Raw genomic sequence first — 12,482 nt, 5'->3', positions numbered from 1 at the left:
ATACTTTTCAAATGTACAGATTGGATCTTTGATGATTGCTATACATACTAATGCAGATGAAGGAGATGTCAAGACAATGCTTGATACTCAGCAAATTAAAGAAATTATTCCTCACCGTTATCCGTTTTTGCTTGTGGATCGGATTACGGAAGTTGATGAGGGCAAACGGGCAAAAGGCTATAAAAATGTAACCGCTAATGAAGAGTTCTTTAACGGACATTTTCCTCAGTACCCAGTTATGCCCGGCGTATTAATCGTAGAAGCACTCGCTCAAGTCGGAGCTGTTGCGATGTTGATTAAAGAAGAAAACCGCGGCAGACTGGCTTTTTTTGCAGGCATTGATAACTGCCGCTTTAAAAAACAAGTCAAGCCTGGTGACCAGCTTCACCTTGAGGTTGAAATCATTCGTGCCCGCGGCACAATCGGGCGCGGAAAAGGCGTTGCCACAGTTGATGGCGAAGTCGTTTGCGAAGTAGAACTGACTTTTGCCCTCGGAGAATAATTGAAAAAAGGCAGATGGCCAGCGGCACATTTGTCTTTTTTTCTTTACAAATATAGAAAAGCAGGTGATTGTATGTGGAATGAATTTAAAGCCTTTGCCATGAGGGGGAATATCGTAGACCTTGCGATTGGTGTTGTGATAGGCGGCGCTTTCGGAAAGATCGTCACATCTCTAGTAAATGATATCATTATGCCTTTGGTCGGTTTGCTGCTGGGAGGGCTTGACTTTTCAGGCCTGTCGTTTACGTTTGGCGATGCTGTAGTGAAGTATGGCAGCTTTATACAGACGATTGTGAACTTCTTAATTATATCGTTCTCCATTTTTATCGTCATTCGGACTTTGAATGGGTTAAGGCGCAAAAAAGAAGCAGCAGAAGAAGAGGCTGCGGAGGAAGCGGTGGATGCGCAGGAGGAGCTGCTGAAAGAAATCAGAGACCTGCTGAAGCAGCAAGCAAAGTCGCCGGAATAAAAAAGATGCCGTTAGAAACGGCGTCTTTTTTTATCTCAATTTTCGTTTAGGTTTGTTCTATGTCCTTCAGTTCTGCAGGGCTTTCTGTTGTTTCAGCGAGATGAATGAGCATTGAGACAGAGGTGCCTGCATCCGGAGTGCTGCTGATCATCAACTCGCTTCCGCAAAAATGTTTCAGCCGCTGATTGATATTTTTCAATCCGACGCTGCGATCGAAATCCGCGGATAAGAGATCTTTTTGTTTTTCGGGAGTTATCCCGGCACCGTTATCCTCTACATTGATGTAATACTCATTTTTGCTTTGTTTTTTAGCTGTCAGTTTGATCCATCCTCCGCCTCTTTTCTTGCTGACACCGTGAAGAACGGCATTTTCCACCAAGGGCTGAATCATTAAAGGCGGAAGGATAAAGTCAATGTCTTCATCTATATCGAAAAGAACCTCAAGCCGATTACCGAATCGCGTCTTTTCTATAGAAAGATAGGAATTGATAATCGAAAGCTCATGTCTGAAGGAACTGATGGCTGATGTATTTTGAAAGTCAAAACTCATTCTTAGATAGTTGGTAAATTCCTCTGTTACCTCCCGGGCCTTTTCAATATCCAAATGAGTGAGAGAAATAATCGTGTTTAATACATTATAAAGAAAATGAGGCTTGATTTGCGACTGGAGAAACGCCATTTCCATTCTTGTGGCTTGATTTGCTGTATGTTTCATCATGATCAGGTTTTGAATACGCGCCATAAATTCAGAGTAATGATAGGGTTTTTGCAAAATGTCATTCGCTCCGGCATGAAAAGCCTTGTATTTGTCATGGCCGATAATGGCAGCTGTAATGATCAGAACCGGAAGATCAACCATGCTGAATCGTTCGCGAATTTTCATACAGACTTCGAAACCAGTCATATCCGGCATCATCAAGTCCAAAATAACCAAATCAAGCTTTGTGCAAGAGATGATTTCTAATGCTTCCTTTCCGTTCTTCGCAGCAATCACATTGTAGGGCACACCTTCAAGCATATCGTTTAAAATTTTTAAACTGTCAATGTTATCATCGACAATCAGAATGGTTGGAGCGTCAATACTCTCAGAGTAATAAGGCGTGCTAAATGAGATATCTGATAGATCTCTCTCGGATTGTAATTCAGGAAGACGTTTTTTTGTTTCAGAGACAGATTCATTTTGGGCGGTCGGCAAGGTGAAATGGAATGCAGAACCTTTTCCTTCTTCTGATTCGACCCAAATATCTCCGTTTTGGAGCTGAACCAGCTGTTTGACAATGCTGAGGCCAAGACCGGCACCATCGTCTTTATTCGTTTCGGCTTGCTGAAAAGACTCAAAGATGGTTTGGCGATCAGCTTCTGAAATGCCGCTTCCCGTATCCGTTACTGTCACTTTGATCATGTTATCGTTCAGTCTTGAAGCAGAAAGTGTGATTTGGCCCTCTGTTGTATATTTGATTGCATTGTCTACTAAATTGGTTAATATTTGGCGGAAGCGGTTTTCATCTGCGAGCACCAGAGGAAGATCGTCTGGGATATGGTTCATGATATTTAAGTTTTTATGTCTCGATAAGAGGTTGTAGAAATTCATTTCCGAACAAACTAAAGTATAAATATCAACAGGAACCGGGTGGATTTGAAGCATGCCTTGCTTTATTTTTTCTAAATCCAGGATGTCATTTACCAGATTGGACAGCCTGTAGCCCATGCGGATGACGAGCTGCATGTTTTCTTTCTCTTCTTCTATCGTTCTTTTTCCTTTGCCGGCCAGCAGGGTCTGGCATATATTAATGATGCTGTTCAGCGGTGTTTTGAATTCATGTGATGTTTTGGCAATAAATTCATCCTTTAGCCGGTCAATTCTGAGCAATTTCCACGACAGCACTTCATTTTCACGGAATGCCCCGGCAAATTGCTGCGCCATCAGCAGAACGATCGCCAGCAAAGCGATAACTGTTGGCAATGAATAAATCGAATTAAAGGAAAAGGCTGTTTTGCCGCTATAAGCTGAAATGGTGGTTAAAATGACAAAAGCACTCATTGATATAGAGGCGATGGTCAGATACAGACTTCCTTCCATTTTGCGGATCGCAGCAATCGTAAAAATATATGTAATATAAACCAGAGTCGAGACCGCTAGCACAGAATGTAAGATGTACGAGGCATGGCCGATAAAACCCACGGTTAAAAAATCTGTGACTAAGACCAGCCCGGAAGAAACAGTGGCAATGCGAATAAAACGCTTTGAAACAATCTCTCTGTAAGCAAAAAAGAGATAGAGAAAAACGGCAATGCTGACGAGCACTGTAGAGATGGCCCTCAATGAATTTAGCAGTGAAAATGAAATTGACGGATAGAGGAGAAATATAATCCGCTCTTTTCCGATCATCAGAATAATGAACGAAAACAGAAGACACATAACAGAAAAAAACAACAAATGTTTATCTTTTTTTCTTTGCAGGAAAAAGCCCAGAAAATATAATCCGGTAATGAAAAAAGCTGTAATCATGATTGTATCATTAAGAAAGGAAATTTTATTTTCCCGCACTATTTGTTCCTGGGTGCCAAAAGTAATTGGCTTTGCGATTCCCCATCCCGGCGTTTTTCCGAAGTTCGAAAATTGTACGATAAGTTCATTGTCACCCTTGTGAAGCGTAAAAAAGCTCGTATATGGGCGGTTTTGTGCCGCAAAATCAGGTTTATCTGAAGGGCTGCCGCTTTGGCCAATGAATTGTCCATTAAAGTAAATGCGATTGGCACTGTAAATAAACGACGTGCTGATCCCAAAAACCTGATTGTCTTGCTTTGATCTGATTGTCAGCTTGTACGTTCCATAATCCACATTGATACCCTGCTTGGTCAGTTTTACATTGCTGGGGACATCAACGAATAAGGGATCTTTTCCTTTTGCTGAAGCGATCTCTTTTGGTGACAGAATCTGATTTGGATACAATGTCCATTTTCCGTTCAGCTGTACATTCCCATCCTTCTGAAAATCCCAATTCTCCAAGTTCATGACCCCATGCCTTGCCGCAGGAAGCGTTGATCCGGAAAAATGGTCAATGGCTATGAAACCCATAAAGAATGCAGCGTAACCGAAAATAATCGAAGTGAAGATCAATTTCTCTTTCATATCATGGCTCCTTTATTCAAATAAGATCATTCTAAATTCCTATTTTTTTATAAATATTGTAAGTGCAAAATTTCAAAAACTACAATAGAAAGAAAAAGAATCCAGATAAAGGGGTTATTTGTCATGATATAATAGAAGTTATTTACTGATATCTCGATTTTACATATAGGGTGGGATGTTTTGTGAAAGCGTTAATTGTTGATGATGAGCACTTGGCATTGCTTCATTTTAAGAAAATGCTTGAACGAACAAACGCCTTTCAATCTATTATGGCGTATCAAGATCCGGTTGAGGCCTTAGAGCATCCTGAGACTCCTGCTGTAGATGCGGTGTTTCTTGATATTGAAATGCCGGTGGTAAACGGCATTGAGCTTGCTGAGGCGATTCAATCGATGAATGAAAACATCCAAGTCGTTTTCATCACGGCTTATAATGAGTTTGCTATCAAAGCGTTTGAGCTGAATGCCATTGATTATTTGCTGAAGCCTGTCATATACAAGCGGCTGGAGACAACTGTTGAACGAATCAAAACGAATAATATGCTCAGACAAAATGCAGAAAATACTGAGGCGCATTTTTCCATCCAATGTTTTGGGAGCTTGCAGTTTCATCAAACCTTAAAGGATGTCAAAACAAGCATTCCAGTCAAGTGGAGAACGTCGAAAGCACGTGAAATATACTTATTTTTGCTTCACAATCAAGGCCATGTGGTCAGTAAAGACATGCTAATCGATCTTTTTTGGCCTCATTACGATGTTTCAAAAGCAAGCACCCAACTTTACTCCACCATTTACCAAATACGAAAACTATTCAGCCAGATCCCTTTCAGCCAAACTATCGAGAAGACTGATACTGGATATATTCTTCGGCTTTCAGGCGCAAAAATCGATGTTGTCGAATGGGAAAAATCGCTAAAAGGGGCGCCGCCGCTCAATACGGCTACATTACATCTGCACATGGATATTTTCATGTCCTATCAAAATCATTATCTAATGGAGCACGGCTATCTTTGGGCAGAACCGGAAAAGACGCGTCTTTCTCAGCTTTGGCTTGGAAAGGCCTATGAACTGATCGATTATCATATTCATGAAATGAACGATCATCAAGCGATGGACATTTGCCTGCAAGCCGAGAAAATTGAGCCATGCGATCATAAAATTATGCAATACAAGCTGCAGCTATTCAACAAAAACGGGAAGGTAGAAGAGGCGATAAAAGAATATCAGCGTTACAAACAAATGAAGGATCAAATTAATTAAAGAACTCCAAACCAGTATGTGTCGATTGCTTTTCGATGCACACTGGTTTTTTTGTGCACTTAAAGAGAAGGCCTCGCCATATGTCTCCTGGGTGAAACTTCAACTCTCTCCAATTCACTTCAATCATACATGATTTCTGAGTTGTACAGAAATTGTATAGTTCCATTTCATACAATGTAGTTTGGTTCGGATGGCAAATCTTAGTTTTGAAACTCATTCGGTATTAGCAGTTCTTTTTGGGGGATGAGACATGATGTTATGGTCTCGCGGATCAGTCGGCAAGTGAAAGATAGATAAGAAAGGGAGGAATGAAAAGTTGAGAACGAGGAGTTTTCCCTTAGGGCTGAAAAAAAGCGGGCGGATCGTTATGATCATAAGCCTTGCCATCTTTTTCTTCTTCAGCCAGATCGCCAGCTATACTCTTACAGCACAGGCTGTGGACGTAACGTCAAGTGACAGCCAATTCTTCGATTCGGTAACAGTTAAGGACGCAAAGAGTCAGATTGTTGACGGATCAAAAGGAAACGAACCGGCATTAACGCCGGGGGATGAAGTGACACTGACATATGAATGGTCATTGAAAAAAGATAAAGAAGCAGATAGCAAACAGGAAATCAATGTGGAGATACCTAAAAGCTTTACATTTGATAAAGGTGCAGAAGGTGAGATCAAATCTGCTGATCAGGTCATCGGCAGCTATCAAGTGCCGGCGGGCAGCAGCACCATGACAGTAAAATTAACAACTGCATCCGCGGATTCTCCTGATGCCAAGGGGACCATTACACTGCCAGCTAAGTTTTCTGCAGATGTAAAAGACGATGAACATACAGCAGCAGCCCTTTTTCAGCTAGGGGGAGGCAAAACCCAGCAGGTGATCATTCCTGTTAAGAAAGAGGAGACACCAGATGCCGAGGCGGAAGAGCCAAAAAACGACTCTTCTGATACTGCGGGTGATCAGGAAGGGAAAGATGACAAATCTGCACCTTCAGTCAGCAAGGATCAAAAAGAGGAAGAACAGCAGCCGTCAGATGACTCTAAGAGCGGCGAATCCTCTAAGAGTGATGATTCAAAAAAAGTGTCATCCTCAAGTCAATCAGCTTTCAAAAGCTTGCAAACTGAAGAAAAACAAATCACGCAACATATTTTAACCGGCGTGACATTGACGGATGCAAACGGAGAGCCATATGACAAGGGCAATCGCGCCAATACGAATTCTCCGGTGAAAATTTCAATTGATTGGGCTATTCCTGACGATTTAGGAAAAACGATCAATGCCGGCGATAAATATGAATTTGATTTGCCTAAAGAATTTATTATGCATAATGACATTGTGAACCTGCCGTTAGGCGCCGGAGACACCACCTACGGGACATTTTCTATTGATACGAACGGACATGTGGTGATGACATTTAACGGCGAGGTAAAAGAAAGTTCTAATGTCAAAGGCACATTGGTTATCAATACGCAGTTCAACGAGAAAAAAATAACGGGTTCGACAACACAAAAGATTCCATTCCCTGTGAATGCTGATACTCCTGAAACAACAGTTTATTTTAAACCCAATGTGAGTAAAACCATTGATAAATCAGGTGTGCTGGATAAAGGCATCAACCCTGGTAAAGTAACATGGACGGTCGATGTCAATAAAAAGTTGGATCAAGTCAAAAATGCCAAACTCACGGAAAGCTTTCCAGATGGCGTAATCTACCGTTCAGTTAAAGTGTATGAACTCAATGTGAACATTGATGGTTCTGTCAGCAGAGGAAATGAAGTTTCTTCAGGCTACAGTGTTGATTCAAAAGGAAATGTCACATTTGACGGGACAATTGATTCAGCCTACCGCCTTGTATACGAAACCGACATTGACAATGGTGCGAAGCCGAGTGAAGGCGGAAATATAACGCTGACAAATAAGGCGGCATTCAGCGGAGACAACCTGGAACCCATTTCTGCAGAAGCCACTGTTGCAGCCAAGTATGGAAAAATGATCGCGAAATCATCGACCGGCTATGATGGAGAATCTCAAACATTCAGCTGGGCTCTTGCATACAACTACGGTGAGAAACAGATCGACCAATCCAAGGCCAGCATTAAAGATTCTTTTGGAACTGGTGATTTGCATCTTGTGAAAGATTCTTTGAAGGTTATTCCTATTACCTTTGGTCAGAATGGCAGCGAGCAAGCGGGCACGCCTTTAAAGGAAGGCGAGGACTACACGCTCATCGATAATGGAAGCGGATTTGAAATCAAATTTAATAAAAACGTAACCAGCGCTTACAAAATCATATATCAAACAAAGGTCAACAGCGGAGTGATCATTGATAAATCTACAACATACACCAATAGCGTTGTAACCGGAACAGGGGATTCAAAAGAAGCTTCTGGAATAGCCATTCAGCAAAATCTCATCAAAGGATATTCAAACGTTGATTATGAGAAGAAGACGGTTGATTGGACGATTACAGTTAATAAAAATAAATACTTGATGAACAATTGGACTTTGGATGATCAATTTGAAAGCGGCGGAATGGTTCTGCTTGATGAATCGTTCAAGCTTCAAGACACAACGAACAACAAAACATTACAGAAAGACAAAGACTACACGTTAACAAAAAAACCTGATCAAAAAGGCTTTACTTTGGCATTGATCGGGGATTATGCAAAAACAGACAGTCAATTTAAGATCACTTATACGACAACATTCAATGCCGATTATTCTAACGAAAGCGTTAAGAATACAGCTCAGTCGACATGGACTGATCAAAACGGCACTGAGCGCACGAATAAGGTATCAAGCGGTTTTACGCCGAATCATCAGACTTCAAATAATGGGTTTAAAAACGGCTCATACAACGCGGTTTCAAAGGAAATCACGTGGAAAATCGGCGTCAACTATAACGGCGAGCCGACGAAAAACCCTTATATCAAAGATGCCATAACAGATCCTCAGCAATTTGTGCCGGGTTCCGTTGTCGTTAAGAGTTATACGATCAATAAAAACGGCTCGATCACAGAAGGAGACGCGCTTGATCCTTCCAAGTATGATGTCGAAGAGCCTTCTGCGAAAAATGAACGCACGCTGACGGTACACCTTAAAACAGGCGATTCTGTACCATATCTGGTTGAGTTTAAGACATCACTCAAAGGACAGGTCATTGATCAGAATCAGTATACAAACAAGGCAACCTACTATAATGACGGCTATGCAGACCGCACGTTAACAGGCTCTGTTTCAGTTGCGAACGGAGGAAGCCTGGTTTTCAAAGGCGGCAAACAAAATGGAAGCTACATCGATTGGAACATCAATGTCAACTCCAGCCAATCAACGCTGGATGACGTAAAAGTTACTGACACGCCGGATGAAAATCAAATACTAGATGCAGATTCTTTTAAAGTATATCAAGCAAAATATGATGAAAACGGAGTGGTCAAAGACAGCAGCGGAAATCTGACCGCGGGAGATGTCGAGCTTCAAAAAGACAAAGACTACACGTTAGACATCAAAACGGACAATACAACAGGTGAACAATCGTTTGTCCTGAAATTCATAGGCAGCTATAAGCAAATTGATCGCGCCTATGTGATCAAATACCGGTCTCTGATTAACATAGCCGGCACGAGCGGCCATGTTAAAAATAAGGTGTCCATTTCAGGAACAAATGTGAAGGAGCAGACTCAAGAAAACAGCAGCTCGATCTTTGTTGCCATTTCAAGCGGCGACGGTTCCGGATCCGGAGAAAAAGGAAGCCTGACGATTTTTAAGACTGGAGAGGACGATAAAGCTCTTGAAGGAGCAGAATTCCAGTTATGGTCTGAGGACTCCAAACAGCTCCTCCGCACTGGTACGACGGATGCCGGCGGGAAGCTTACATTCGGAAATATTCGCTACGGTTCCTATGTATTAAAAGAAGTAAAAGCGCCTGACGGATATACCATCAGTGATGCTTATGCAAAAGGAGTCTTTGTAAAGATAGACAGCAACTCCTCCAAGACAGGAGCGCTGTACAAAGTCGTAAATCAACAGAACAAGGTGACGCTTATCAAACAAGACGAACAAAACAATCCTTTGGCGGGTGCTGTTTTCAAGCTGGAGAAAAAGTCAAATGACGGCACCTATACTCTCATACGAACAGATATAAAATCTGATAAAAACGGAAAAGTAGAAATGAACGGTTTGCAGGCGGGCTACTATCGCTTGACAGAAACACAAGCTCCTGAAGGCTTTATCGTAAATACAAAAGCGATTCACTTCTCAATCGCAAAGAATGAAAAGAATCAAGTGTCTGACGTCAATTTGGGGGCAATGACCAATTATCAAGGAAAAGTCTCTCTGACGAAGGAAAATGCTGAAGGCCAGAAACTTGAAGGCGCAGTATTCAACATTGTCGACCAAGATGGAAAGATCGTTCAAGAGAAGCTGACTTCAGATAAAGACGGAAAAATTGAGGCTTCGGGCCTTGCACCGGGCCATTACGCCTTTGTGGAAACAAAAGCGCCAGCCGGCTATGTGCTGAATACAAAGAAAAAAGAATTTACCATCTCAGAATCTGCAGCAGGAAAGCCTGAAGCCGCAGATGCCGGAATCGCCGTTAACGATAAAGGCTCTGTTGAGCTGACGAAGGAAGATGCAGATGGCCAGAAGCTTGAAGGAGCCGTCTTTAAGATTATCGACAAGGAAGGTAATGCGGTTCAAGAAGGACTGACCTCAGATAAAAACGGGAAAGTCGCAGCTTCAGGCCTTGCACCGGGACAATACGCTTTTGTTGAAACGAAAGCGCCAGCCGGTTATGTGCTGAACACAGAGAAAATAGAGTTTGAGATCTCTGATTCCTCTGAAGGAAAGCCTGAAGCTACAGATGCCGGGATCGCCATTAATCATAAAGGCTCCGTTGAGTTGACGAAGGAAAATGCTGAAGGCAAGAAGCTTGAAGGTGCAGTATTCAACATTGTCGACGAGGAAGGAAATACGGTTCAAGAAGAGCTGACTTCCGATAAAGATGGAAAAGTAAAGGCTTCGGGCCTTGCACCGGGACGTTACGCCTTTGTTGAAACGAAAGCGCCAGCCGGTTATGTGCTAAACACGGAGAAAAAAGAGTTTACCATTTCTGAATCAGCAGCAGGAAAGCCAAAATCCGCTGATGCCGGGATCGTCGTGAACTATCAAGGATCGGTTCAGCTGACGAAGGAAGATCAGGATGGAAAAGGCTTAGCAGGCGCGGTATTCAAAATCACTGACAGCAATGGGAAAACAGTGAGAGACGATCTAGTCTCAAAAGAAGGCGGCAAAATTGAAGTTGACGGGTTAGCGCCAGGAAGCTATCAATTTATCGAAAAACAGGCGCCAGACGGGTATCTATTATCGGCCATCCCTGTGCCATTCACCATTAAGGCAGAAAACGGCGGCAAACCTAAACAAGTTGAAGTAACAGCGGTTAATACGAAGAACCTGGTTGTCCTCACAAAAGTGGATCAGCATGATCAACGTAAAGTTCTGCAAGGCGCAGAATTCAATTTGACAGATGCCAACGGCAAAGTGCTGAAGTCCGGTTTGGTTACCGATGACAAAGGACAAATCACGGTGCATGGCCTCAAAGCTGGCGATTATCAGTTTGTGGAAACAAAAGCGCCTAAGGATTATGAGGTGGACCAAACTCCTATATCGTTCAAGATCACAAACACAGACACGAAAACAGTCGAAATCACCGCGGAAAACATTTTGGCACCAGGTGACGTAAATGTGAAAAAAGTGGATCAAGATGATAAAAATACCGTTTTGGAAGGCGCTGAATTCAAGTTATTGGATGAAAGCGGCAAGCCTGTAAAAACTGACGGGTATGGAAAAGAGCTTTCTGAACTCTGGAAAACAGATCAAAATGGGCAGTTCACTGTAAAAGGCCTTGCGCCGGGAAGCTACCAGTTGATTGAAACGAAGGCACCCGAAGGTTACAAACTTGACGAAACACCGATTGAATTCACAATTGAAAAAGGACAGTCAAAAGCTGTTGAGATCGTTGTTTCTAATCAAAAAGTGAAAACACCAACGCCTGATAAGCATGATCATCCTGATAAACCTGCACCGGGTGGAAATGGAAAAGATGATGGAGATCATCCGAATACCAATGGTACAGATGGCAGCTCGGATGGTCAGTCGAACACAGACAAAACCCTCCCAAAAACCGGAGATACAGATAGCATGCTGACAGCAATGATCGGTATCCTGCTGCTTATGGCAGGCGGAGGCTTAGCTGTTGCCTCAAGAAAGAAACAAAGAAAAGGATAAAGTTGAAGGCACCTGATCATCGAAGAATCGATCAGGTGCTTTTTTGAAAAGTGACACGAAGCGTTTTTAGAAGGATGCATAAGAAAGGGTTTTTTGCATGTACAAGAAAATGATCATTACAGTGTTCATCCTTTTCGGACTGCTGCTGATCTCTTCTCCTTATATAAAAGGTGGAATTATAGCTTATCTTAGCAAAAGCCAGAGTGAATCGGCCTTAACTGTGGAGCAGCTGAAAAAAAATAATGAGAGAGAAGCGGAATTTGAATTTGATTCAATCGAGCCGCCTGAGTTAATGGATGCTGTAAAGGCCGGCTTTGATCACGATCAAAAAGCGGTTATCGGGCGGATAACAATTAAAAGTGTCGATCTGGAGCTTCCGATCGTAAAAGGCACAACCAATGAAAATCTTTTGATAGGGGCGGCAACAATGCGCCCGGATCAAAAAATGGGTGAGGGAAATTATCCGTTGGCGGGCCATCATTTGAAGCAAAAGAATCTTCTGTTCGGACCTCTGGAAAACATAAAAACAGGTGCCCAAATTGTCATCACGGATTTTAAAAAGGATTATATCTATTCTGTAACATCTAAAGACATCATATCGGAAATGGATGCAGATGTAATTGAGGAGACAAACAAAAAAGAGATTACGCTAATCACATGTGACAAGGCTGTCAAAACTGAAGGGCGCCTTGTTGTGAAAGGGGAATTGGTTGATTCTTTTGGCCATACAAATTAAATATGCAAGAGTGAAAGCACGAAGAGAAAAGCTGCCGTTCAAAACGGCAGCTTTTTTCATGCAGAACATATCTATTCAAAATGTCTATTGTGATGTTCTTCGGT

At 42.3% G+C, this 12,482-nt stretch carries 6 protein-coding genes and 1 pseudogene; 5 read left to right on the top strand and 2 right to left on the bottom strand.

The window, feature by feature from the left end; translation table 11 throughout:
* Positions 1-76 precede the first annotated feature (76 nt).
* The gene (gene fabZ / locus AC07VD_RS02805; protein WP_494721561.1) at positions 77-502 is read left to right on the top strand and encodes a 3-hydroxyacyl-ACP dehydratase FabZ; all 426 of its coding nucleotides are present in this window, start codon (positions 77-79) and stop codon (positions 500-502) included.
* Positions 503-574: 72 nt separating this feature from the next.
* Complete coding sequence (gene mscL / locus AC07VD_RS02800) at positions 575-970, top strand: large conductance mechanosensitive channel protein MscL (RefSeq protein ID WP_021445844.1); 396 nt, start codon at positions 575-577, stop codon at positions 968-970.
* 46 nt (positions 971-1,016) lie between these two features.
* On the opposite strand, the gene AC07VD_RS02795 is transcribed toward mscL, so the two are convergent.
* The gene (locus AC07VD_RS02795) at positions 1,017-1,988 is read right to left on the bottom strand and encodes a histidine kinase (protein ID WP_254149902.1); all 972 of its coding nucleotides are present in this window, start codon (positions 1,986-1,988) and stop codon (positions 1,017-1,019) included.
* Between the two features lie 177 nt (positions 1,989-2,165).
* Positions 2,166-3,479: pseudogene (locus AC07VD_RS02790) on the bottom strand (sensor histidine kinase); the annotation flags it as partial.
* Positions 3,480-4,285: 806 nt separating this feature from the next.
* Here AC07VD_RS02790 and AC07VD_RS02785 point away from each other — a divergent pair.
* The 3 genes from AC07VD_RS02785 to AC07VD_RS02775 all read left to right on the top strand — a co-directional run bounded on the left by AC07VD_RS02785 (position 4,286) and on the right by AC07VD_RS02775 (position 12,378).
* Positions 4,286-5,362, top strand: coding sequence for a response regulator (locus AC07VD_RS02785; RefSeq protein WP_217017190.1), 1,077 nt, complete (start codon positions 4,286-4,288; stop codon positions 5,360-5,362).
* A gap of 316 nt (positions 5,363-5,678) precedes the next feature.
* Positions 5,679-11,642: a SpaA isopeptide-forming pilin-related protein gene (locus tag AC07VD_RS02780; RefSeq protein ID WP_217017188.1), complete on the top strand. Its 5,964-nt coding sequence runs from the start codon at positions 5,679-5,681 to the stop codon at positions 11,640-11,642.
* A gap of 97 nt (positions 11,643-11,739) precedes the next feature.
* Positions 11,740-12,378 (top strand): class A sortase, encoded by a 639-nt coding sequence (locus tag AC07VD_RS02775; protein ID WP_069322955.1) that lies wholly within the window; start codon positions 11,740-11,742, stop codon positions 12,376-12,378.
* Positions 12,379-12,482 lie beyond the last annotated feature (104 nt).

The sequence above is a fragment of the Bacillus sp. GW821-FHT01G09 genome (assembly GCF_059422205.1).
This window is presented reverse-complemented; position numbering and strand designations above follow the sequence as displayed.